29 protein-coding genes are annotated in these 23365 nt (G+C 56.9%); 25 read left to right on the forward strand and 4 right to left on the reverse strand.

The window, feature by feature from the left end; all coding sequences use genetic code 11:
• Positions 1 to 5: 5 nt before the first annotated feature.
• The 15 genes from M5G20_RS21790 to M5G20_RS21860 all read left to right on the forward strand — a co-directional run bounded on the left by M5G20_RS21790 (position 6) and on the right by M5G20_RS21860 (position 13393).
• On the forward strand, positions 6 to 1049 hold the full coding sequence (locus tag M5G20_RS21790; RefSeq protein ID WP_273920814.1) for a restriction endonuclease: 1044 nt from the start codon (positions 6 to 8) through the stop codon (positions 1047 to 1049).
• A gap of 84 nt (positions 1050 to 1133) precedes the next feature.
• Positions 1134 to 1706 (forward strand): phage baseplate assembly protein V, encoded by a 573-nt coding sequence (locus M5G20_RS21795; protein WP_273920816.1) that lies wholly within the window; start codon positions 1134 to 1136, stop codon positions 1704 to 1706.
• Positions 1703 to 2047 (forward strand): GPW/gp25 family protein, encoded by a 345-nt coding sequence (locus M5G20_RS21800; protein ID WP_115989328.1) that lies wholly within the window; start codon positions 1703 to 1705, stop codon positions 2045 to 2047. Before M5G20_RS21795 ends, M5G20_RS21800 begins: the two co-directional genes overlap by 4 nt.
• Entirely contained in the window at positions 2044 to 2955 is a 912-nt protein-coding gene (locus M5G20_RS21805; RefSeq protein WP_273920819.1) for a baseplate J/gp47 family protein, read from the forward strand. The genes M5G20_RS21800 and M5G20_RS21805 overlap by 4 nt, the downstream gene beginning before the upstream one ends.
• Positions 2955 to 3575, forward strand: coding sequence for a phage tail protein I (locus M5G20_RS21810; protein WP_273920822.1), 621 nt, complete (start codon positions 2955 to 2957; stop codon positions 3573 to 3575). Before M5G20_RS21805 ends, M5G20_RS21810 begins: the two co-directional genes overlap by 1 nt.
• Positions 3568 to 5157, forward strand: a complete 1590-nt coding sequence (locus tag M5G20_RS21815; RefSeq protein WP_273920823.1) for a phage tail-collar fiber domain-containing protein — start codon at positions 3568 to 3570, stop codon at positions 5155 to 5157. Before M5G20_RS21810 ends, M5G20_RS21815 begins: the two co-directional genes overlap by 8 nt.
• Positions 5158 to 5166: 9 nt before the next feature.
• Complete coding sequence (locus tag M5G20_RS21820) at positions 5167 to 5604, forward strand: phage tail assembly chaperone (RefSeq protein WP_273920825.1); 438 nt, start codon at positions 5167 to 5169, stop codon at positions 5602 to 5604.
• A gap of 109 nt (positions 5605 to 5713) precedes the next feature.
• Positions 5714 to 6883, forward strand: coding sequence for a phage tail sheath protein (locus tag M5G20_RS21825; RefSeq protein ID WP_273920827.1), 1170 nt, complete (start codon positions 5714 to 5716; stop codon positions 6881 to 6883).
• A 46-nt stretch (positions 6884 to 6929) separates the two neighbouring features.
• Complete coding sequence (locus tag M5G20_RS21830) at positions 6930 to 7445, forward strand: phage major tail tube protein (RefSeq protein WP_095189078.1); 516 nt, start codon at positions 6930 to 6932, stop codon at positions 7443 to 7445.
• A gap of 35 nt (positions 7446 to 7480) precedes the next feature.
• Complete coding sequence (locus M5G20_RS21835; RefSeq protein WP_273920831.1) at positions 7481 to 7813, forward strand: phage tail assembly protein; 333 nt, start codon at positions 7481 to 7483, stop codon at positions 7811 to 7813.
• 8 nt (positions 7814 to 7821) lie between these two features.
• Positions 7822 to 7941 carry a GpE family phage tail protein gene (locus tag M5G20_RS21840; RefSeq protein ID WP_273920833.1) on the forward strand — a complete coding sequence of 40 codons (120 nt, stop codon included), beginning with the start codon at positions 7822 to 7824 and terminating at the stop codon, positions 7939 to 7941.
• The gene (locus M5G20_RS21845; protein ID WP_273920835.1) at positions 7931 to 10654 is read left to right on the forward strand and encodes a phage tail tape measure protein; all 2724 of its coding nucleotides are present in this window, start codon (positions 7931 to 7933) and stop codon (positions 10652 to 10654) included. The genes M5G20_RS21840 and M5G20_RS21845 overlap by 11 nt, the downstream gene beginning before the upstream one ends.
• A gap of 6 nt (positions 10655 to 10660) precedes the next feature.
• Positions 10661 to 11101: a phage tail protein gene (locus M5G20_RS21850; protein WP_273920837.1), complete on the forward strand. Its 441-nt coding sequence runs from the start codon at positions 10661 to 10663 to the stop codon at positions 11099 to 11101.
• Positions 11098 to 12366, forward strand: coding sequence for a phage late control D family protein (locus M5G20_RS21855; protein ID WP_273920839.1), 1269 nt, complete (start codon positions 11098 to 11100; stop codon positions 12364 to 12366). The genes M5G20_RS21850 and M5G20_RS21855 overlap by 4 nt, the downstream gene beginning before the upstream one ends.
• An 85-nt stretch (positions 12367 to 12451) precedes the next feature.
• On the forward strand, positions 12452 to 13393 hold the full coding sequence (locus tag M5G20_RS21860; RefSeq protein ID WP_273920840.1) for a DNA cytosine methyltransferase: 942 nt from the start codon (positions 12452 to 12454) through the stop codon (positions 13391 to 13393).
• Here M5G20_RS21860 and M5G20_RS21865 read toward each other — a convergent pair.
• From M5G20_RS21865 to M5G20_RS21875, 3 genes are all read right to left on the reverse strand, one after another.
• Positions 13390 to 14403, reverse strand: coding sequence for a hypothetical protein (locus tag M5G20_RS21865; RefSeq protein WP_273920842.1), 1014 nt, complete (start codon positions 14401 to 14403; stop codon positions 13390 to 13392). The genes M5G20_RS21860 and M5G20_RS21865 overlap by 4 nt on opposite strands.
• Complete coding sequence (locus tag M5G20_RS21870; protein WP_273920844.1) at positions 14396 to 15514, reverse strand: ParB N-terminal domain-containing protein; 1119 nt, start codon at positions 15512 to 15514, stop codon at positions 14396 to 14398. The genes M5G20_RS21865 and M5G20_RS21870 overlap by 8 nt, the downstream gene beginning before the upstream one ends.
• A gap of 122 nt (positions 15515 to 15636) precedes the next feature.
• Positions 15637 to 16044, reverse strand: a complete 408-nt coding sequence (locus tag M5G20_RS21875; RefSeq protein ID WP_273920847.1) for a helix-turn-helix domain-containing protein — start codon at positions 16042 to 16044, stop codon at positions 15637 to 15639.
• A 100-nt stretch (positions 16045 to 16144) separates the two neighbouring features.
• On the opposite strand from M5G20_RS21875, the gene M5G20_RS21880 reads away from it, so the two are divergent.
• Genes M5G20_RS21880 through M5G20_RS21890 form a run of 3 tightly spaced genes read left to right on the forward strand, consistent with a single transcriptional unit; the run spans position 16145 to position 17195 of the window.
• The gene (locus M5G20_RS21880) at positions 16145 to 16405 is read left to right on the forward strand and encodes a hypothetical protein (protein ID WP_273920917.1); all 261 of its coding nucleotides are present in this window, start codon (positions 16145 to 16147) and stop codon (positions 16403 to 16405) included.
• 29 nt (positions 16406 to 16434) lie between these two features.
• The gene (locus M5G20_RS21885) at positions 16435 to 16908 is read left to right on the forward strand and encodes a YmfL family putative regulatory protein (RefSeq protein WP_273920848.1); all 474 of its coding nucleotides are present in this window, start codon (positions 16435 to 16437) and stop codon (positions 16906 to 16908) included.
• Complete coding sequence (locus M5G20_RS21890) at positions 16905 to 17195, forward strand: ogr/Delta-like zinc finger family protein (protein WP_273920849.1); 291 nt, start codon at positions 16905 to 16907, stop codon at positions 17193 to 17195. The genes M5G20_RS21885 and M5G20_RS21890 overlap by 4 nt, the downstream gene beginning before the upstream one ends.
• Before the next feature lie 29 nt (positions 17196 to 17224).
• Here M5G20_RS21890 and M5G20_RS21895 read toward each other — a convergent pair whose 3' ends face one another.
• Positions 17225 to 17482, reverse strand: coding sequence for a hypothetical protein (locus M5G20_RS21895; RefSeq protein ID WP_273920850.1), 258 nt, complete (start codon positions 17480 to 17482; stop codon positions 17225 to 17227).
• Positions 17483 to 17504: 22 nt separating this feature from the next.
• Here M5G20_RS21895 and M5G20_RS21900 point away from each other — a divergent pair, with 22 nt between their 5' ends.
• The 7 genes from M5G20_RS21900 (at position 17505) to M5G20_RS21930 (ending at position 23354) form a co-directional block, all read left to right on the forward strand.
• On the forward strand, positions 17505 to 17741 hold the full coding sequence (locus tag M5G20_RS21900; protein WP_273920852.1) for a hypothetical protein: 237 nt from the start codon (positions 17505 to 17507) through the stop codon (positions 17739 to 17741).
• A 12-nt stretch (positions 17742 to 17753) separates the two neighbouring features.
• The gene (locus tag M5G20_RS21905; RefSeq protein ID WP_273920853.1) at positions 17754 to 18125 is read left to right on the forward strand and encodes a hypothetical protein; all 372 of its coding nucleotides are present in this window, start codon (positions 17754 to 17756) and stop codon (positions 18123 to 18125) included.
• Positions 18126 to 18200: 75 nt separating this feature from the next.
• Positions 18201 to 18434 carry a hypothetical protein gene (locus M5G20_RS21910; RefSeq protein WP_273920854.1) on the forward strand — a complete coding sequence of 78 codons (234 nt, stop codon included), beginning with the start codon at positions 18201 to 18203 and terminating at the stop codon, positions 18432 to 18434.
• 6 nt (positions 18435 to 18440) lie between these two features.
• Positions 18441 to 21155, forward strand: a complete 2715-nt coding sequence (locus M5G20_RS21915; RefSeq protein ID WP_273920855.1) for a toprim domain-containing protein — start codon at positions 18441 to 18443, stop codon at positions 21153 to 21155.
• Positions 21156 to 21203: 48 nt separating this feature from the next.
• The gene (locus M5G20_RS21920; protein WP_273920856.1) at positions 21204 to 21542 is read left to right on the forward strand and encodes a DUF7673 family protein; all 339 of its coding nucleotides are present in this window, start codon (positions 21204 to 21206) and stop codon (positions 21540 to 21542) included.
• Positions 21539 to 21745: a hypothetical protein gene (locus tag M5G20_RS21925; protein WP_273920857.1), complete on the forward strand. Its 207-nt coding sequence runs from the start codon at positions 21539 to 21541 to the stop codon at positions 21743 to 21745. Before M5G20_RS21920 ends, M5G20_RS21925 begins: the two co-directional genes overlap by 4 nt.
• Before the next feature lie 442 nt (positions 21746 to 22187).
• Positions 22188 to 23354, forward strand: a complete 1167-nt coding sequence (locus M5G20_RS21930; RefSeq protein ID WP_273920918.1) for an Arm DNA-binding domain-containing protein — start codon at positions 22188 to 22190, stop codon at positions 23352 to 23354.
• Positions 23355 to 23365: the final 11 nt, after the last annotated feature.

Raw genomic sequence — 23365 nt, forward strand, 5'->3', positions numbered from 1 at the left:
ACCACATGGAAGATTTATTAGAAGCAGGTCGGAGTTTCGAAAAAATAGTAGAAAAGCTGCTCAAACACAACGAATACACTATCAGTGAGACTCGACCTACAAACGCAGATCTTCTAATAAAAAAAGGAAATAACACATGGGTAGTAGAAGCAAAATTCTACAAAACACAACGACCACAACTTAAGCTATTAAGCAATGCTGCAAATCAGATTCGCTTAGCAATGGCAAAAAATAATGCACGTGGGATGCTGATTGCTTCATGCATTATCTCGGCAGAGCAGAGAGAACACTTACGCCGCAGTTATGCAATTACCGTCTTAGACCGACAGCAACTATTTCATCTTGCGTCCGCGTCTCCCGAGCTCACTGAAGAACTGTATGCCAACTTAGAAATTGACCCTACCGATCACGCCGCAACCCTTGAAGATTTTTATGGCTCCGAATTTGGAGAACAAGAAAACGCGATATTAAATCTGCCTCCAGATTTAGATGCTGAACCATCAGAAGCCATAGACACCAGAGGTTCTGACCTATCAGAAGAGTTGCGCGCAATCGCGCCTGGTAGAGCACAGTGGAGCGACTTTGAAACGACTTGTGAAAAAATACTAAAATACCTTTTCGCGGACCATTTGGCTGGCTGGAATCCTCAACACAGAACGGATGATGAGCTCAACCGGTTCGATTACGTCTGCCGAATTAAGCCATCTACGGATTTTTGGAATTTCCTAATTCAGCATTTACAAAGCAGATATATAATATTTGAATTTAAAAACTATGAAGAACCAATCAGACAAGGCCAGGTGCTTACCACAGAAAAGTACCTTTTGGAAAAAGGACTTAGACGAGTCGCGATCATGCTCACCCGAAAAGGTGCGCATGCCAGTGCGACAAAAATGGCCCAAGGAGCTATGCGCGAATCAGGCAAGTTGATAATTGTCTTAGACGACGATCAGATTATAAAAATGCTTCATATGAAAGAAAAAGGAAGTGATCCAACAGACCTGCTTTTTGAACTCACTGACAACTTTCTTCTTTCCCTACCCCGCTGAGTTAGTTAATCCTTCCATTGTAATGTGGAACATTACAACCCGTCTTCGCTGCGTTTTCACATCCATAGCGCCAATATTGGCGCCATGGACAACTTAGCCACCCTCGCCCGCCTCATCGAAAACCTCATCCGCCTCGGCACCATCGCTGCCGTCCAGATGAAGCCCCCGCGCGTGCAAGTCGAGACCGGAACGCTCACCACCGCCTGGCTCCCATGGGTCGCCGTCCGAGCCGGCGCCGACCGGGAATGGAACCCACCCACCGTAGGCGAACAGGTCATCCTCTTCAGCCCATCCGGCCAACTCGGCAACGGCGTGGTCCTGACCGGCCTGTTCAGCGACAACATCCCGGCCAACGGCGACCGCGAAGGCCTGCACCGAACCACGTACCGCGACGGAACCGTCATCGAGTACGACAGTGTTGCCCACCACCTCAACGCAACGCTGGCCGAAGGCGGTACCACCAACCTGGTCAGCACCGGCGGCATCCACATCGTCGGCCCGATCACCCATGAAGGCGACTACACCCAGACCGGCAACCAGAACGTCACCGGTATGGTCACCGTGTCCAAAGATGTCATCGCGGCCGACATCAGTCTGGTGAAGCATCTGCACGGCGACGTCATGGCCGGCGGCGCTAAAACGGGGAAACCTCAATGAACCGAGAAACCGGCGCAGCCCTCGGCCTGGTCGAACACATCGCCCAGTCCATCACCGACATCCTGACCACTCGTATCGGCACCCGCGTGATGCGCCGCGAGTACGGCAGCCTGCTCCCCGAACTGGTGGATCAGCCGTTCAACGACTTCACCCGTTTGCAGGTCTACGCCGCCACCGTTATGGCCCTGATGCGCTGGGAAACCCGCATCAGCCTCAGCCGTATCCAGTTCATCGGCGCGAATCTTCAGGGCCAGGCTTCGCTGGAGTTCGAAGGCACTATCGTCGACAACAACCAGCCGCTGAGCCTGAGCGTGCCTCTGCAACTGGGGGGCAGCGTATGAACACTTTCGTCGCCATCGATCTCGGCCAACTGCCGGCGCCGCAAGTCGTCGAACAGATCGACTATGAGCAGATCCTCGCCGAGCGCAAGGCCTTCGCCATCAGTCTGTGGCCGGTCGAGGAACAGGCCGAGATTGCCGCTCGCCTAAATATGGAGTCGGAGCCGCTGACCAAATTGCTCGAGGAAAACGCCTACCGCGAAACCGTTTGGCGTCAGCGAGTCAACGAAGCGTCGGTTGCCAACATGCTGGCCCTGGCCAAAGGCACCGACCTGGAAAATCTGGCCGCCAACGTCAACGTCAAACGGCTGGTCATTCAGGTCGCCAATCCTTCGGCCGTGCCGCCGATTCCACAGCTGATGGAAAGTGAAGACAGCCTGCGTGAACGCGCACAAATGGCGTGGGAAGGTCTGAGCACAGCCGGGCCGCGCAACAGTTACATCTTCCACGCCCGATCCGCGGACGGTCAGGTTGCCGATGCCACTGCCGAAAGCCCCGCGCCGGCCGAGGCTGTCGTTACCGTGCAATCGGCATTGGGGGATGGCACTGCCTCACAAGCCTTGCTCAACAAGGTCAACACCTATCTCAGCGACGACGACCGCCGCCCGGTGGCAGATCGTCTGACCGTTCAGGGGGCGGAGATCATCAATTACCAGATCAAAGCCAGGCTCTATCCGTTGACTACCGGTCCCGAAACCGAACTGATCCTCGCCGCCGCTGAAGCTCGGCTGCTCCAATTCGTACACCAGCGTCGTCGCCTTGGGTTGGAAGTTTCAGAATCAATTGTCCACGCTTCGTTGCACGTCGAAGGCATACGAAAAGTGGTGTTGGAAGACTGGGTCGATATCGTCGCGACCAAATACCAGGCGCCGTATTGCACAAGCGTTGAATTGGTACTGGGGATTGAGTGATGGCTGACCACCCCTTGTTGCCAGGTAACGCGACACTACTGGAACGCCAAGCTGCTCAGGCCCTGGCACAGATTCAGCGCGTGCCGATTCCGCTGCGCACGCTTTACAACCCGGACCAATGCCCCCCGCCCCTGCTGCCGTACCTGGCCTGGGCGTTTTCGGTCGATCGCTGGGATAGCAAATGGACGGAAGGCGCCAAGCGCTCGGCCATCCGCGCCGCGTACTACATCCATTCGCGCAAAGGCACCATCGGCTCCCTGCGGCGTGTGGTCGAGCCGCTGGGCTATCTGATCGAGATCATCGAATGGTGGCAGACGGTTCCGCACGGCCCTCGCGCCACTTTCGCACTCAAGGTCGGCGTGCTGGACACCGGTATTACCGAAGAGATGTATCAGGAACTGACCTGGCTGATCGACGACGCCAAGCCCCTCACCCGCCATCTGACCGGGCTGGCAATCAGTCTGGAAACTCACGGCGACTTGAACATCAGCGTCACCCTCTACGAAGGGGACGAAGTCGACGTGTACCCGCCGGTAATGCGTGACATCGAGGTCACGGGACGCTTCGGTGTGGTCGGCCGCGAACACTCCATAGACACCCTGGACGTTTATTATGATTGATTCGAATTCGCAGTTTTTCGCGATCCTCACCAACGTGGGGATGGTCAAGCAAGCGAACGCCGACGCGCTCGGCGTGCCTTGGAAGATCACCGACATGGGTGTCGGAGATGCCAATGGCACCGACCCCATTCCCGATGCCGCACAGACCAAACTGATCAACGAATGGCGGCGCCGACCGTTGAATCAACTCAAGATTGACCCGGTCAACCAGGCGGTGATCATCGCCGAGCAGATTATTCCGGCCGATGAGGGCGGAAAGTGGATTCGCGAAATCGGTCTGTACGACATCGACGGCGATCTGGTGGCGGTGGCCAACTGCGCGCCGAGTTTCAAGCCGATTCTGTCGCAAGGCTCTGGCCGCACGCAGATTGTGCGGATGAACTTCATTGTCACCAACACCGGCAATATCACGCTCAAGATCGATCCGTCGATTGTGCTGGCGTCACGGGCCTACGTCGATGCGGCGATTCTGGAAGTGCTGCCGGCGAATAAAACGGCCGGTGAGTTCACCCGGGTTAAGGTCAACAATCGCGGTGTAGTGGTGTCGGGGGATAACCCCAGCACGCTGGCCGGGATGGGGATCACCGACGCATACACCAAGCCGCAAATCGAGTCGATGATTGCCCAGGCCTCGGCGTTGCCGGTCGGCACGATGGTGGCGTTCCCAGTCGACAAGATCGCGCCGGGGTTTCTGGAAGTTGACGGCAGCGTTAAGAGTACTGCGGCGTATCCGGATCTGGCCGCGTTCCTGGGCACGGCCTTCAACAAAGGCGATGAGGGCGCGGGCAACTTCCGTCTGCCGGAATCGCGCGCCGAGTTCCTGCGTGGCTGGGATCATGGACGTGGCGTAGATGCAGGACGCGCTATTGGCTCCTACCAGGGTGATGCAATTCAAAACATCACAGGTACCTTGGCCAATGTGTACAGGCGGGTTGATTCCGGAGCGCCGACAGGTGCGTTCGTCGACAGTGTCGTTGGTCCAGGCCAGCCGGCGACTACTACGGAAATCGCGGGGATAAGCATTAATGTCAAATTTGATGCTTCGGACGTAGTGCCAACTGCTGCCGAGAACCGACCACGTAGCTTGGCCGTGATGTGGTGCATCAAGGCCTGGAACGCGCCGATCAATCAGGGAAACATTGATATTGCCGCGCTGGTAACGCTGGCCGCTCAGGCGACGGAAATCAATCAGGGCACAGCCAAAATCGCCACCCAAACGCTGACGAATGCCGGTGTGGATGACACCACGATCGTCACCCCGAAAAAGATGCGCTGGGGCTTCGGGATTAGCCTCGCCGCCAATGGTTACATCACTTTTCCGACCTGGCTGGGCAGCCTGATTATTCAGTGGGGTCAAATTCAGGTCGGCGATATTTCCAGTAACGCCGCAGTGCCCTACTCGCTGCCGCTGGCATTTCCCAATGCTCACTATCAGACATTGCTGTCCTGTGGAGAAACGGGCCAGGGGAATTGGAATGCGTTCCTCATCAGCAAAACTTTGCTGGGCTTCTCATGGGCGGCGACTGAATGGTCAGCGGTTGTCCAGAACGCCAAAGTCACTTATCTCTCTATCGGTACCTAGGGGCTCGTCATGGACACTCGTTATTACAGTAAAACCACGGGCTGCACCTACCTAACCAGCTTGCATGGCGACAATATGCCGGCGGATGTGGTCCCGATCGATGAAGGGCGTTTTCTGTCGGTGATTGGCAACCCGGCCGAAGGAAAGATTCGCGGCCACGATGCGCAGGGACTGCCGATTCTGATCGATCCCTTACCACTAACGGCCGAGGCGCTTTCGGTGCGAGAGCGGTCATGGCGTGATGCAGAGATCGAGCGTGTTAAGTGGCTGCGTGAGCGGCACCGCGACCAGCTCGACATTGGCGAGCAAACGACGCTGACGCCCGAGCAATTCAGCGAGCTGCTGATGTACATTCAGGCCTTGCGCGATTGGCCGGCATCACCGTTATTCCCTGACGAACCTGGACGGCCATCGGCCCCAGACTGGATCGCCAATTACCCGCAGTAACTTGATGCTCTCGCTGTAAACAATCGCCCTACAAGTCCATGCGCTCGCCCATCCGGCGCGCGCGCGGCAGCCTGTGCACTGTCATCCCATTTACTGCGCAGGCAAAACCATGGCCGATTATCTTCACGGCGTGCGGGTGCTCGAACTCAACGACGGCACCCGCCCCATTCGCACCATCCCCACCGCCGTCATCGGCATGGTCTGCACGGCCGACGATGCCGACGCTACCGTGTTCCCGCTCGACACGCCGGTACTGCTCACCAACGTGCAAACCGCCGTCGGCAAGGCCGGCACCACCGGCACCCTCGCCGCCAGCCTGCAAGCCATCGCCGATCAGACCAAGCCCTACACCATCGTCGTGCGTGTCAAAGCAGGCGCCACCGAGGCGGAAACCGCCAGCGCGTTGATTGGCACCACTACCGCCGACGGCAAATACACCGGCATGAAAGCCTTGCTATCCGCCAAGGCCAAAGTCGGCATGGTACCGCGCATCCTCGGCGTGCCTGGTCTCGACAGCCAACCAGTAGCCACGGCGCTGGCGAGCATTGCCCAGCAGTTGCGCGCCTTCTCCTACGTCAGTGCCTGGGACTGCAAAACCAAGGAAGAAGCCGTCGCCTATCGCGAGAACTTCGGCGCCCGCGAAGTCATGGTGATCTGGCCAGACTTCCAGAACTGGGACACCGTCACCAGCGCCACGGTGAGAGCCTCGGCCGTCGCCCGTGCCCTTGGCCTGCGCGCCAAGATCGATCAGGAAGTGGGCTGGCACAAAACCCTGTCCAACGTCGCGGTCAACGGCGTTACCGGCATCAGCGCCGACGTGTTCTGGGATCTGCAAAACCCGGCCACCGATGCCAACTACCTCAACGGCAACGAAGTCACCACCCTGATCAACGAGGGCGGTTTCCGCTTCTGGGGTAGCCGCACGTGCAGCGACGATCCGCTGTTTGCCTTCGAGAACTACACCCGCACCGCGCAGATCCTCGCCGACACCATGGCCGAAGCGCAGATGTGGGCCGTGGATAAGCCAATGCACCCGTCCCTGGTGCGCGACATGATCGAAAGCATCAAGGCCAAGTTCCGCGAGATGGTCGGCAGCGGTTACCTGATCGGCGGCGACTGCTGGTATCCGGAAGACATCAACGACAAGGACACGCTCAAGGCCGGCAAGCTCTACCTCGATTACGACTACACGCCCGTGCCGCCGCTGGAAGACCTGACTCTTCGCCAGCGCATCACCGACCGCTACCTGATCCAGTTCGCCAGCAAAGTGAACGCCTGAATCGGCGCTCCCCTGCGGGGGAGTCCGTACCCCGGAGACCAACGCCATGGCCATGCCTCGCAAACTCAAAAACATGAACCTGTTCAACGACGGCAACACCTACCAGGGCGTTGCCAAAAGCGTCACCCCACCGCCGCTCGGTCGCAAGATGGAAAGCTATCGCGGCGGCGGCATGAACGGCCCGGTCAAGGCTGACCTCGGCTTCTCCGATGACGGTATCCAGTTCGAATGGAAAACCGGCGGGCTGGACCTGATTGCGCTGCGGCAGTTCGGCAGCGTCAACGCGTCCGGTGTGCAACTGCGTTTCGCCGGCTCGTTCCAGCAAGACGACACTGGTGAAATCAGCGCCGTGGAAATCATTGTGCGCGGTCGTCACGAAACCATCGAGATGGGCGACGCGGCGCCTGGTGAAGACACCGAACACAGCATCACCACCACCTGCAGCTACTACAAGCTGATCGTCGACAACGAAGACATCATCGAAATCGACTTGCTCAACTTCATCGAGAAGGTCAATGGCGTGGACATGCTGGAGAAGCAGCGTTCCGCCATCGGCCTTTAATCCGCTCACCGTCAACCCACCGCCCGGAGCATCCTATGAGTACCGAAAAAACCACGATCGAAGCCCTGCCAGCTGCCGATGACAACACCGTCAACCTCGACACTCCCATTGTGCGCGGCAAGTCGTATTTCACCAGCGTCACCTTGCGCAAACCGTCATCCGGCGAACTGCGCGGCGTGCACCTGGTGGACCTGCTGAACCTCGACGTCGCCGCCCTGCTCAAGGTGCTGCCGCGCATCACCTCGCCGAGCATCACCGCCACCGAAGCCGCGGGCATGGACCCGGCCGATCTACTCGCCTGCGGCAACAAGGTTGCGCATTTTTTGTTGCAGAGGTCGGTGAAGATGGACGCCTCCCTCGTTGCGTAGAGGACGCCATGGCCGATCTGGCCGTGGTCTTTCATTGGGCGCCGGCTGACATGGACCAGCTCGGCCTGCAAGAACTGATGGACTGGCGCGAGCGCGCCAGGTTGCGGAGTTCCACCGATGGCGAATGACTTAAAACTTCAGGTACTGCTCAACGCAATTGACCGGGCGAGCGGCCCCCTGAAGGCCATCGACAAGGGCAGCATCGGCGCTGCCCGCGCACTCAAGGAAGCGCGCGACCGCCTCAAGGAACTCAACGCCCAGCAGAAAGACGTCAGCGCCTGGCGCACACAGCGCGCCGCCGCTGAACAGACCGAAACCGCCCTCACCTCGGCCCGCGACAAAGTGCGCGCGCTCAGCCAACAGTTTGCCGCCACGGGCGTTCCGACCGAGGCACTGGCCAAGGACTTCCGCACCGCCGTGCGTGAGGCCCAGCGGCTCAAGGCACAACACCAGCAGCAGTCGGAACAGTTGCAGGCCCTGCGTTCGAAGCTGTACAGCGCAGGGATCAGCACGAAAGACCTCGGTACCCACGAACGCCAGCTGCGCGAGCAGATTGGCGCCACCAACACCACGATCAGCGAACAAGGCAAACGGTTGATCGCGCTGAATGCCCAGCAAAAACGCATGGCCGCCGAACGCATCAAACTGGTGAAGACGCAAAGCCTTGCCAGTGACATGGCGGTCAATGGTGCCGCCGGATTGGGCGTGGGCTACGCCGCAAGTCGCCCGCTCGCGAAGATCGTAGGCGCATTTGCGCCGAACGAAGACTCCGCCACGCAGCTGAAAGTGTCGATGATGGACAACACCGGCAAAGTGGCGGAGGACTACCAGAAGATCACCGATTTGGCGACGCAACTCGGCGACCGGCTACCCGGCACCACGGCCGACTTTCAGAACATGATGACCATGCTGCGGCGCCAGGGCATCAGCGCACAAAGCATCCTAGGCGGCACGGGTGAAGCCGCCGCTTATCTGGGCGTGCAGCTCAAGATGCCCGCCGAAGCGGCTGCTGAATTCGCGGCCAAAATGCAGGACGCCACGCAGACATCCGAGAAGGACATGATGTCGCTGATGGACACCATTCAGCGCGGCGTTTATGCGGGGGTAGACCCTGACAACATGCTCCAAGGGTTCAGCAAAATCGCCCCGGTGATGGATACCATCAAGAAGAACGGTCTGGACGCAGCAAAGGAACTGGCCCCGCTGCTGATCATGATGGATCAGATGAGCATGGAAGGTGGTGCCGCCGGCAACGCGTTCCGCAAAATCTTTCAGGCTGGACTCAATAAGGACAAAGTCAGCAAAGCCAACGACGTTGCAAAGGCAACCGGCAAGGACGTGTCGTTCAAATTCACCGATGACAAAGGCAATTTCGCCGGCCTGGAAAACCTCTACGCCCAAGTCGAAAAGCTCAAGGCCTTCAACGACGAAGACCGCAGAACAATCACCAAAGAGTTATTCGGTGATGACGCTGAAACGATGATCGCCTTGGACATGATGCGCACCAAGGGATTGGCGGGTTATCAGGAAGTGCAGGAGAAGCTGCAACAACAAGCCGATCTGCGCCAACGCGTCAATGAACAACTTCGCACCCTGACCAACGTCATGGATGCGGCAGAAGGTAGCTTCACAAATGCCCTCGCAGAATTCGGCGCCGCTATCGCACCGGAGCTGAAAGAACTGATCGACAGCCTGGGCGCCATGGCTAACAAGGTCGGTGCCTGGGCGCGGGAGAACCCGAAACTGGCGGGAGGCCTGGTCAAAGTCGTAGCGCTGGTCGCCGGACTGTCGTTCGTATTCGGTGGCCTGGCAATCGGAATGGCCGGCATTCTTGGCCCTTTCGCCGTGATGCGTTATGGCATGGCGATGTTCAGCAAGGAAGGCGCTGGTACCCAACGTTCGATGCAGAAGCTTTCCCCGACAATCTCGGGGCTGGCCCGCAATGCACTCCCCATGCTGGGCCAAGGCCTTCGCACGCTGGCCAGCACCCTCAGCGGCGCACTGGTAACCGCCCTGCGAACCGTCAGCATTGCCCTGTGGGGCCTCGCCACCAACCCGGTGGCGCTGGCCATCGCTGCCGTCGTTGCCGCGCTCGCCGGTGCGGCGTACCTGATCTACAGCAACTGGGACGCGGTGAAACTCTACTTCAGCAACGCCTGGACTGAGATCAAAGCCGGTTTCAGCGGCGGTATCGGCGGCATCCTCACCACGCTCGCCAACTTCAGCCCCATCGGCCTGATCTACCAGGCCTTCGCTGGCGTACTGAGCTACCTCGGCGTGGATCTGCCGAGCCGCTTTACCGAGTTCGGCAACATGCTGGTCAACGGCCTGGTCAACGGACTGCTCGCGGGGTTGGGGCAAATCAAGAACGCCGTCAGCTCTATTGCTGATTCCGCCATCAACATGTTCAAGGAAAAGCTCGGTATCCACAGCCCGTCCCGTGTGTTCACCGCGCTCGGCGGCTTCACCATGGCCGGGCTGACCCAAGGTCTGCAAGGTGGCCAGGATGGTCCGCTGGGCGCCATCACTGACATGGGCAAACAACTCATGTCTGCCGGGCAACGCGCGCTCGGCGCCGTGGCTGGCCCGCTCGGCGCCATCGGACTGCCGCAATTGCCGACCGGCGCCGCCGCATCCTCTTCAGTGTCGATCGACAATCGCGCGCCCATCAGCCCGGCGCCGGCCGCAGCCTACGACAGCCACGACACCTACGAAATCAACATTCACACCACGCCCGGCATGGATGAGCGCGCCATCGCTCGCGCCGTGCGCGCCGAGCTGGCCCGCGTCTCCCGCGAAAAAAGCGCCCGCCAGCGCAGCAAACTGTCCGACCTGGAGTAACCCGCCATGATGCTTGCCCTGGGCATGTTCGTTTTCAGCCTTTCCACCGCCGCCTACCAGGAGCTGCAACGCCAGACCGAATGGCGCCACGCCAGCAGTAACCGCGTCGGCGCCGCGCCGGCTCGCCAGTTCGTTGGCCGTGGTGATGACTCCATCACCCTGCCCGGCATCATCCTGCCAGAACTCGCCGGCAGCGCCCTCAGCCTCGACGCTTTGCGCTTGATGGCCAACACCGGCAAGGCGTGGCCGATAGTCGAAGGCAGCGGCCGAATCTACGGCCTGTGGATCATCGAAAGCCTCAGTGAAACTAAGACGATTTTCTTCCGCGACGGTACACCACGGCGCATCGAATTCACCCTCAGCCTCAAGCGCATCGATGACGACCGTATCGACCTGATCGGCGCCGGTACCAGCGCCGGCGTCAGCATCATGAGGGCGCTGCTGTGATTGATGCCGCCCTTTCCCGCGTCACCGGTTTTCTGGACAAAACCATCGAGCGCTACAAGCGCGAGGCTGCTTATCCGGTGCCAGCGTTCCGCATCACAGTGGACGGCAACGACATAGCCCAACTGATCAGCCCGCGCCTGATGAGCCTCGACCTGACCGACAATCGCGGCATCGAGGCCGATCAACTGAGCATCACCCTCAGCGACCACGACGGGCTGCTCGCCATCCCGCCCAAGGGCGCGGTGGTTCGGTTGTGGCTCGGCTGGAGTGATACCGGACTGGTCGACAAGGGCACTTACACCGTTGATGAAACCGAGCATTCCGGGGCGCCCGACGTGCTGAGCATCCGCGCCCGCTCGGCCGACCTGCGCAAAGGCTTGAAGACCAAGCGCGAACGCAGTTGGAGCAATACCACGCTCGGCGACGTGCTGGGCGATATCGCCTTGGGCAACGGCCTGACCGCCACCATTGCCGGCGCCCTCGACGGGCTGCCCATCCTGCAGCTAGACCAGGCGAATGAATCCGACGCCAACCTGATCAGCCGCGTCGGCGAAGAGTTCGACGCCGTGGTCACTGTCAAAGCTGGTTGCCTGCTGTGCCTGCCCGCCGGCGGTGGCAAGACCGCCAGCGGCGCCGAGCTGCCCCACATCACGCTTACCCGAGCCGACGGCGACCAGCACCGCTATCTGCAAGCAGACCGAGACAGCTACGACGGCGTGCGCGCTTACTTCTACGATGTGAACAGCGCCAAGAAACAAGAAGCCATTGCCGGCGGCGGGGAAAATCTCAAGGACCTGCGCCACACCTACAGCGACCGACAGTCTGCCCTGCGTGCTGCCCGGGCTGAGTTCAACCGGTTGCAACGTGGGAGTGCGACGCTCAGTTACACCCTGGCCATGGGCCGGCCGGATTTGATACCGGAGCTGAGCTACACGATGGAAGGAGTGAAGCAAGAGATTGACGAGATCGTCTGGTATGGGGTGAATGTGCAGCACACGCTCAGTGCTGACATCGGATACATAGTGAGGTTGGAGCTGGAAAGCAAGCTACCGGAGGCTACCGTTGAAGATCTCGCGGAAGAGAACAGGGGAGATTTCACTGGGATCATCGCGTACTACCGCGACAAGAAGACAGGTCAAGAGAAGCCTGTTACGGCTGGCGATCAGAGCAAGCCACGACGATTGCGATGGCTGTATGCGTCTGAGAGAGCGGCTAAACGCGCGGTAAACCGAGAGTGGCGGAGGCTGGAAATAGGTTCGACCTAACCGAGATCCGTTACGGATAATCGACGTGCGCCCTGTATTAACTGCCGTGAATCCGTATAATCGCCGGCGCTCAAGGGGAATACGAATGCCAACAGCAGTATCTTTATTTTCGGGATGTGGTGGATCCGACGCAGGAATCCTGCGCGCGGGCTTTGACGTGCTCATGGCTAACGACATCATGCACTACGCTCGCGAGGTCTACCTCGCAAACCACCCTGAAACGGACTACATCCGCGCTAACATTGCTACGATTGAGCACTTTCCAGCAGCGGAGCTTCTAGTTGGATGTTATCCCTGCCAAGGCTTCAGCCAAGGTGGATTGAGAAATCCCGACAAAAAGATTAATACCCTCTATCTTGAGTTCGCTCGCGCTCTCGTACAAATTCGACCGAAAGCATTCATAGTTGAAAATGTTTCAGGAATGATACGTAAGAATTTTCGCCACCTACTTGAAGATCAACTTAGAGTATTCAAAGAGGCCGGATATAATGTCAAGGCAAGCGTCCTAAATGCAGCCGAGTTCGGAGTAGCACAGGAACGGCGAAGAATATTCATAGTAGGCATTAGAAACGACTTCGGAATAGAGTATGAATTTCCAAGTCCGACACATGGAGAGAGTCGCGCTTTTCCGACTGTAACAATGGAGCACGCAATCTCTGATATGCCCACTTGGCCAGACGGGGAGTTCTATGACTTACCGTTCCATTGGTATTATTTGTCGAGAGATAGACGAAACGCTTGGAATGAGACGTCTAGAACGATAGTTGCTAATCCAAGACACATGCCCTTGCACCCTATGAGTCCACCAATGATTAAGCTGGAGCACAACGTGTGGAAGTTTGAGCATGATGGGCCGGCTCGCCGCTTCAGCTATCGCGAGGCAGCAAGATTACAAGGCTTTGGTGATTTGAACTTCCCAGAAACAAAATACGCCTCGTTAACTCAGCGTTACACTGTAGTTGGAAATGCAGTACCACCACCGCTATTTGAGGCGGTGGCGACCGCGCTGCCAGATATCTGGGATTAAATAACCAATCGCAACTCGCTGGCTTCTTTCACAAAGGGCCAGCCTGGAAAAGTATCAGGAAGCTCATATTGCTCGGCTAATTTTATAATTCTAAGCCTATCCAGCAATATCACTCTGCCCAGATGATCACCCCGCTCCCACCCACCAGTCAAACTTCGCATATCATGCGGCATAATATAAAAACTGGACGCAGGATGCTGAGGCAATATCTTCAGCTCCATGTTCACCGGAGTCGATTCAAACTGTTTATGCTCCCAGTCACCAGGAGAGCACCCACACTGAGCAAAAACAACGGGAATATGACCTCTGGATGCATCGCCCAATGGGTGCCATGCGACCACGTCTAGCCCGCCATCACCAGTATTCCTATCGTCGAACTCATCAGCAGGTTTAAGGTACGTTGGATAAATTTGTTCTCCCAAACTTGCCAACTTTTGCGCAAGAGTACCCTCAAACCCATTAGCAATATTCTGATGCGCCCCAAACGGTCGAACTTCCCACCCCTTAGGCATGATCGCACGAAAAATATGGTAGCCGATTTCTTCTAAACTTGCGGCGACTTCGCCTTGTCGTTTCTTATTACAGTAACGAAGCGCGGATGCGATCAAAAGAGCGACATACAAGACATGCTTAGAATTTCCCGAGTCAAAGGTTCTGTATAATATGCCCTCTCGAAATTCGAATGGCCAATAACCTTCCATGGAAATCATTCGTGAATTTAATCGAGAGCAGATATCGGCCCACTTTCGAGCAACCGACTCATTATTCCGAAAAAAAACGTTATCCTCACTGCCTTTTTCACCACCATCCTCAGCACTAACAAACTCTTCGATGTCGAGATCAACATCCACCATTAGCTCTTCAGACTCAGTTTCCAAGTCAACTACGTGCCCTTCTCCATATAGGCCATCCTGACTAGTCAGACATCTAAGCTCAACATAATCGGCCCAAAGAAATCCTTTGGTCTCTCTCGGTGGAACATCAAGTGTATGGAGCAATTCCTCAGGCATCGGTGTCACCCCCCATTTTCTGCTTTCTGAGGGCTTTAGTGACGAGGAGGCTAATATCACTAGCTTGATCCTCAATCTTGGCGAGGGCAGCTTTGTTTTCTTCAGAGAAGCGATCGACCGTGGGCAGAAGATCATACGCCTCATTCAACTTTTTCAGCGCCCCATCAAGAGTTTTGCTAAAAGCGTTCGCAGGTCCTTCGGTATGAAGATATGCGATTGCAAGGTTTTTCTCGCGCTTTAAAACCTCCACTGATGCTTGATTAGCAACAACAGAAGATAATTTCCTTAGATTCCTGGATTCTCCCAAGATAGTGTCGCCCTGTTGATCTTGGGCAAACATCCAAGAAAAAACATCATGTGCATGATCTTCTCTCAGGCCATGCGCATCTATGTCGGTACGACTTTCCAAACCCAAGTATTTAGAAATATTCGTGTACGACAAAGCAGTAGTCAAAACCGAAAAATCTACATCATTCTCTTGTACACGCTGAAGACCGTAAAAACCAGCTTGACTTGCTTTATCAAAAACCGTCAGACCAGTTAGCATCTGAGCAACATAATCCTTCCTGCTACCTATTTCCTTCGCAATGGCCCTAAGTTGCTCGTCATCTGGAAGATCCTTGTAAAAAGTATCTTTCAATTGTTTCAAATATCTAGCTTTGGAGAGCGAATCCCATCGCTTTGGCCCCGTAATATGCCTATAACCTAAATAACGCAAGATATCCTTGCGATCTTCGAAGATTATGCACTCAACTTCCGAAGGTGTTTCCTTCGCATCAGCTTTTAGGGCCTCAATTGATGGCAGCGGCGGGCTAGGTTTAATTAATCCGGAAAGCAACTTTAATGCTGCAAGCCGTCGATTCCCTTCCACAACATATAAAGCACCATTAGTTCTTGAAACGAGAAGCGGCTCACCGGAAAAATAACCCTGTTCGCCAATTGATCCCATTAACTCTTGAACATTTTCCGCTTTAATCATTCGCTCTATTACTTTGTCAACAGGTTGATCACCCTCCGAAAAGTAACGAGAAAACCTAGGGTTATTCGGGTCAAAATGCAACTCATCAAGCGGAACCCTGACAATATCCCTTTTAACTACATCCTTGGTCATACAACTACCCTCTTAGATTTCCTCAGACACATTCAATATCTAGAGCTTTTTCTATATTTTTGCTTACAACATCAGATGAAGAAAGATGTCTTAAAAACCGCTTTGTACTTAATGGGTACAGATTATGCTGGCCGTTTGGTATCGGCAAGGGCTTCAGTCAAATCCTTGAGGCGCTGCTCGACATCCATTAAGCGTTTCTTTTCCTCAGCAGCGCTTTGTATCTCTCGCTTGCCCGCATCGCCCAGGGAACGGAACAGCTCAAGCATGGCCTTTTCCTGCATGTTTTCAGTTGCTGGATCTGAACCTTCAGACGACACACCGTGAAACATTGAGCCTTCGCCCGTGAGCAGCCAATCGACACTCACACCTAAATTGGTGCGTATCGCACCCATTGCTTTGGCGTTCGGTTCCCTCTCATCTAGGAGATAGTTCTGTAGGGTCCGGTAAGGAATTCCTACAATTTCAGACGCCTCCTTGATCGAAAGGCCTTTCAGATCGAGAACACTGCGCAGACGCGTGGCTATACTCATTTTTTCATAGATCCGGTTGACGCACCTATTTTGGTGCGTATACTGCGAACAAACAGGTACATATTAACCAACTAGGAACACATCAACCATGAGCCAAGCCATGGAAAAGCGCCAGATTCAAGCGCGGCTGATCGAGAACGGCAGCAACTTTCGCCAGTTTGCGATCAGCCACGGCTACGAACCGCGCACGGTGACGCAAGTGGTTCAGCGCTGGGCCGGTCACGACTCTCTGCCACGAGGGCGGCTCTCGTTCCGCATCCTGCGCGATATTTCAAGGTTGATTGGGAAAGAAGTGCTGCCCGGGATCCTTGTGGATTGCGCTGGGCTAACTGATGAAACTGAGGCTGTGAATCAACTGTAGAGGCGGTGGCGCCAAGGAGAAACCAGAAGATGAAACGTCCAGTTCTAGCCAGCCGGAAAGATGTTGTCAGCGCCGTTATCTGCGCTTTCCCAGGCGGTCGCCTCTATGCCGCTACCGAACTGGGTATGCCGGTGAAGAAGTTTGATAACCAGGCTTATGAGAGTGCTGGTAGCCGCCCCTTGAGTGACGACCACATTCATAGGCTTGAGCAGATTGCAGGCACCGCCTATTTGCCGAGCTATATCGCCGCCAAATACGGCGGCATGTTTGTCCCGCTCACAGCACTGGCCGAGTTGGACAACGTCGAGCTGTACAGCCGGTCGGTCAAAGCCGCTGCCAAGCGCGGCATGGTGGATCAGATCATTGCCAAGGCATTGGACGACGGCGTCATCGAGTCCTGCGAAGCCCAGGCCATCATCAACGCCCTGATGCATTACATGTCGGCCCGCTACGCCGAAGTGCTGGCAACCATTCAACTGCACGGTCGGGGGATCGCTGGGTGAGTACATACAAACTGGTTTGCCCGCACTGCCTCGGCCGCATGCGCATCCGCACCAGCGAAGGCACACACATCTTCCTGCGCGTGGCCTACCTGCAATGCACCAACGAGGCCTGCGGCTGGTCGGTGCGCGCTGAGTTCGAAATGACTCACGAAATGAGCCCCAGCGGCATGGCCAACCCATCGGTGCGTTTGCCCATTGCCGACATCGCCCTGCGCCGCGCTGCGATGAAAACAGCCAGCGATCAGCCTGATCTTTTGGAGTCGCTGGGGATGGAGCAAGTGTTATGAACCTCACTCCATCCAGTATCGCCGACGATCTATTTAATTGGTTTTTCAGCGGAGGTTTTAAGGGCCTTGATGCCGGCCAGTTCCGACTTGAAGTGGTCGAGTTGAATCTGAACTTCAGGGAAGTCGACAAAGACTCGGCTTTCAACAAACACCTTTCGGTCCATTCCGAACTGGTCCGCAAAGGCCTCCGATGGCTTCTTTCCCTGCAAAACGGTGCGCAGCTTTTCGTAGTGCACCTCCAACTCCTTCAAGCGCTTTTCGATGTCGTGCTTGTAGTAAATCGCCATTCCATTAACTCCGAGGTTTTCTATGTCCATTGAACAGCAAGCCGCCATTACCCTGAAAAGGGACGACGCCATGCAGGTATTTGAGTTGCTGATTGCACTCGACCATCACCGGGTCGACCTTAAGCATGCCATGGAAAGAGCATGGGACTCACAGGACTACACACAAGTCCGAGCGCACCTTTTTTCAGCACAGGACACGCTAAGTGATGCCTGTCAGTTGTTTCTCCAAAAAGAACCAGCAGATTCACTCGATCAGTGAGGGCTTTACAAAATGGATACTCAATACCTGACTTCTGACTACCGCAGCAGCATGCAGCAAGCAGCATTTGCCTACCTGCAACGGCATGAAGCGCAGTACCTGGTGGACTCGGACCTGCTCTATGAAAACTGCGTTCGCCACTTGGCCACGTCGCTGGAAGTGCCTGTCTTCATGGCGGAACGCCTAGTGCACAACGCCTGGACTGAATTGCAGGTGATCAATCAGCGCAAGTGGATCGGTGTGGACTGGGGCAACAGCCCCGGCTGCACGGTCGTGCACTTGATCGACACCCGCGCCGATCTGCGCTACCCGGTACCGGCGAGGCTGCTTCCGCAAACCTTGCTTGCCCAGCGCGAGTCCGTCCTCAAGCAACACCCTCAGTAAGCCCTTTCTAAAACGCCCGCCCTGCCCTGCACCCCATGGGTTTGGGTGAACTTTGCCCGAAATCCGAGGTGGACCATGGAAGTCGATGTCGCCATCACCGCAAGACTGAGCCGTTCGCAGGCTGAGGCGTTGCTCGAAACGCTGCGTAGCCAGTACGCGATGCAGTTCAACGAGTACTGGTATGACGATCGATTCCGACTGGTCCCCGAGGGTTTACGGCATGGCTCGCTGCTAACGGCCTTCCCGGTGATGGCCGCGCAAAAACGCCTGATTGGCGCCCTCAAACACTGCCTCGGCGAAGTGAAGTAAGCCCCGATGAACATGAAAGACGACTTACGCGCCGACATTCTGCAACGGCTCCAGGCCGACTACGGTCTCAAGCACAAGGCCGGCCGATACATGCGCGAAGGCGAATGTCCGGCGTGCAAGAAGAAGGAGCTGTACGCGTTCCACGATTCCCCTTGGGTTATCCGTTGCGGCCGGGGCAAGTGTGGCCAGACCTGGCATGTGAAGGAGATCTACGAAGACCTGTTCGACGACTGGAGCAAGCGCGCGCCGGCGACTGAGCAGCATCCCAACGCGACGGCCCGGGCGTATCTGGAGTTTGCGCGCGGCTTTCGCCTGGATTTGATTCAGGGCTGGTTTACTCAGGACTCGTACTTCAACGACAAATTGAATGCCGGCAGCGCGACGGTGCGTTTCGCCCTGGACAAGGGTGGGTACTGGGAGCGGTTGATCGATCGACCGCACCGCTTCGGCAAGATGAAAGCGCGGTTCAAACCCGGTGATAGCCCGCGTGGCGTGTGGTGGTGCCCGCCCTGCGTCGAGCTGCTGGACGTCAAAGAGCTGTGGATTGTCGAGGGCATCTTTGACGCCATTGCCATGGTGCATAACGGCATTGCGGCGGTGTCGGCGATGTCGTCCGGCGCCTTCCCTGAAGAGTCGTTGAAGGAGCTGTCACGGTTGCGCGGCGGCAAGTTGCCCAAGCTGGTGTGGGCTCTGGATAACGAGCCGGGTGCGCACAAGTACACCAAGCGTTGGGTGCGCCAGGCGCGCGCCCTAGGCTATGAGTGCGAGGCGGCGCAGATTCCTCAGCCCGATAGCCGCAAGGTTGACTGGAATGATCTGCACCAGCGCTGGGCCTTTATCGATGACGAAAACTTGCGCACCGATCAGGTCAAAAAAGACCTGGCCATCGCTCGATACCACGGCTCGTTGCTGATTGCTGAAAGCGCCTCAGAGAAAGGCGTGCTGATGTACGACTGGCGTGAGCGCCATGAATTTCACTTCGGCTTCGACAGCCGCTTGTACTGGTTCAAGATGGACCTGGAGAAATTCAACAAGGCGATGCTGTCGCTGGAGACATCCACCAGCCACGAAGACCAGCTGCTCAATGACAAACAGCGCCGCCAAAAAGCCCTGCGCCAATGCGGCGGCGTGGTGGAAATCGCCAACTGCTATCCACAGGCGCTCTATTTCCAGCGCAACGAAGTCACCGACGAATCCTGGTACTACTTCCGCGTCGACTTCCCGCACGACGGCGGCAGCGTCAAAAACACCTTCACCGGTGGCCAGGTCGCTGCTGCCAGCGAATTCAAAAAACGCCTGCTCAGCATGGCTGCCGGCGCGGTATTCACCGGCAGTGGCCAGCAGCTCGACAAGATCATGAAAGACCAGCTCTTCGGCCTGAAAACCGTGGAGACCATCGACTTCATCGGCTACAGCAAGCAGCACACGTGCTACGTGTTTGGTGACATTGCAGTGCGCAACGGCATTGTCAGCCAGGTGAACCAAGAGGACTTTTTCGAGTTCGGCAAGCTGCGGCTGAAGACGCTTCAGAAGTCGATTGCCATGCACATTCAGCGCGACAGCAAGGTGTACCGCAGTGACTGGCTGCCGATGCTGTGGTTGTGCTTTGGCGCCAAGGGCATCGTTGCCCTGGCGTTCTGGTTTGGTGCGCTGTTCGCCGAGCAGATCCGGGCGCAGTACAAGTCGTTTCCGTTCCTTGAGGTCACCGGGGAAGCCGGTGCCGGCAAGACCACTCTGTTGATGTTCCTGTGGAAACTGCTGGGTCGCGAACACGAAGGCTTTGACCCGTCGAAATCAACTCGCGCCGGCCGCCAGCGGGCCATGGGCCAGGTCTCCAACATGCCGGTGGTGTTGATCGAGGGCGACCGCAACGAACCGGACAAGGCGCACGCCAAGGGCTTTGACTGGGACGAGCTGAAGGACTTCTACGGCGGCGGCACGCTCGGCACCAAGGGCATGAAAACCAGCGGTAACGAGACCTATGAGCCGCCGTTTCGCGGCGCTATTGCGATTAGCCAGAACGCCGATGTCAACGCGTCTGAGGCAATCCTTACGCGGATTATCAAATCGCACTTTGCGCGCCCGGAGGTCACCACCGAGAGCCGCGCAGCGGCCGACAACCTGAACCTGATCCCGGTCGAACACCTGAGCCATTTTCTGTTGCTGGCCGTGCGATCGGAAGCGCAGGTGATGGCGAAGTTTGCCCAGCGCGTGCTTGTTCACGAACAGCAGCTGCGCAAGCTCAAAGAAATCCGCGTGGAACGGATCATCAAGAACCACAGCCAGTTGATGGCCCTGGTGGATTGTCTGCGCTTGGTATGCCCGCTCGATGAAAACCATATCGCCACGACTCAGCAGGCGTTGATGGTCATGGCCCTGGAACGGCAAGCCGCGATCAGCGCTGATCACCCGCTGGTTGCCGAGTTTTGGGAAGTCTACGAGTACCTCGAAAGCCTGGGCGAAGGCCCGCAGGTCAACCACAGCACCGACCCGAAACTTATCGCGATCAACCTCAACGAGTTCGCCGAAAAGGCCAGCGAGCACCGGCAGAACCTGGCTGACCTCAAGACCTTGCGCACGCTGCTGACCGAGTGTCGCAGCCGCAAGCTGCTGGATACCAACAAGCCCACCTACAGCGCCGTTCGCGCGTCGCAGGGTGCGGGCAATGCGATGTTCAACAAACCCTTAACCGTGCGCTGCTGGGTGTTCCAGGGCGCGTAACAACCAAGGGCGGTAACGCCTGAATTCTGCACTTCAAGGAGAAGCACCATGCCCAATCCTGCTGCACGAGAGTTTTTCGATGAGTTGTTTCAGTGCCGGGCAGAACGCCCTGCCATTCGCGCAATAGGCATCGATGCCTTGCTGCGTTTGGTGCCGGTTGCCCAGCGCGATACCGGCCAAAGCGGTGTCGTCGCCCGCTTCCTGTTGGGCTTGTACAACGGCCCGGCGCATCCGTTTGACCTGACCGAGTTGCGCAGTCTGGACGCGGGGCTGTTCGACGACTGCATTGCGGTCCTGCGGCTGGATAACAGTCCAGAGCAGGAGGTGCACACCTACGTCCATAACGGCGATGCCATCTGGGAGAACTTGCGCAGGAATTGGGCATGAAGTGGGCTTCGAAGCGTAACCGTGACGGACAAATCATCCCGCACTGCTGGGTGACTGACGGCGGCTATACCGTTGCCGAATGCCGGTTACCGGACATGCGATACCCCATCACTCGGCCCGACGGCACCCTGCCCTTCGCGTATGCGAAAGACCGGGATGAAGTCATCGAGATCATTCAGAAGGACTTGGCCAAACAGGCCTGAAAAGACGGTGTCGAGGAGTTGCACCTCCCCGACACCTACCACCCCAAGGAGAAGCACCATGCAAGCACAACACCGAAGCGGTAGCACGGCAGAGGCTATCACGATCGCCTTTGTGGTCGGCGATGAAAAACGGGAGGCTGCATGAACAATGGCAAATCCTTCCCATGGAACCTGGAGCTATCAGGTACTTGCGATCAATGCGGTAGATCCCGCGCTCATGGCAACCACCGCCGGTGCAGCAAAGCGCGCCAGGCAATCAACGCGCGGCGCAGGGCTGAAGAAGAAAGGGCCGGGATAACTCCGCACCCTAGAAAAAGCGCAGGATTGTTCTGGTTACTTCGCCAGGAATGATCGGCAACACTTGACCCTGAAAGGCCCGGCAACGGGCCTTTCTTCTATCCGGAGGTTGTTCGGTTTTTCAATTCATCGCGTGGGGACGCACATGGCAGATGGCGTAGAAGCCCGGGGCAATTCGGTACGGGTGTATTTTCGTTTCAATGGCGAGTTGTGCCGAGAGCTCGTGCCGGGCGGCAACACAGCGGCCAACCGGGAGCATGCAGCGCGCCTGGTGAGTATCATCGAGTACGAGATTCAGGCCGGTACTTTTGAGTACAGCCGGCACTTTCCCAATTCGCCCAAATTGGTCGAGAACACTTTTGGCCATTACTTGGATCTCTGGCTGAAGATCAAGAGCAACAGCGTAGCGGCCACCTCCTACCGGGGGTATGCCAATAAGGCTGAGGTGCATGTGCGGCCGCGATGGGGCAAGGTGCAGATCGACCAGATCGATCACCTGGATTTACAGGAATGGGTGCAGGACACGCTGTCGAAGCGGCTCAAGAACAAGACCATTCGCGACATCATCAGCAATGTGCGACAGGTGTTTAGGTTGTATCGCACGCGGAAGAAGGTGGCTCATGATCCGACCGAAGGGTTGTTTGTGCGGCTGCCGGATCCTGAAGCGCCGGACCCGTTCACCAGGGCGGAGATCAAGCAGATCCTGGAAACGCCGACCAGCCGCACGCAAGAGTTGTTGATGGTGCAGTTCATGATTTGGGCTGGGCCACGGGTTTCAGAAGCGATTGCGCTGGCTTGGGAGGATGTTGACCTGGAGCGAGGGACGGTGATTTTTCGGAGGTCGAAGGTTCGTGGAGCTTATCGGGTAACGAAGACCCGGCGATCGACGCGGAAGGTGCGGCTATTGGCGCCTGCCTGGGATGCGTTGCGCAAGATTGATGCGATCAATCGAAAGAAGAACGTAGATACGGTGGATGTCGTTGAGCGGGATAACAAGACAGTGCGGCAGCACACTCTGCACTTTGTTTTTTTGAACAGTAAAAGCGGGCTGCCGCATGTGAGCGATTTTGTGGTGCGGGATCGGTTTTTTAAGGCGCACTTGAATGCGGCTGGGGTGCGGTATCGCGGGCCGGGGCAGTGTCGGCATACGTATGCCAGTCAGTTGCTGACGACGGGGGTGGCTTCGATTGACTGGATTGCGGAGCAGATGGGGCATACGAATGGGAATATGATCCGGCAGCATTATGGGACGTGGATTAATGAGGATGGACCGGATGTTGTGGGGATGTTGGAGGTTGTGTTGAAGCTGTAGCCAGAGCCAAG

Origin of the sequence: Pseudomonas sp. TNT2022 ID1044, assembly GCF_028656895.1 — a bacterium.
GTDB classification, from domain to species: domain Bacteria; phylum Pseudomonadota; class Gammaproteobacteria; order Pseudomonadales; family Pseudomonadaceae; genus Aquipseudomonas; species Aquipseudomonas reinekei.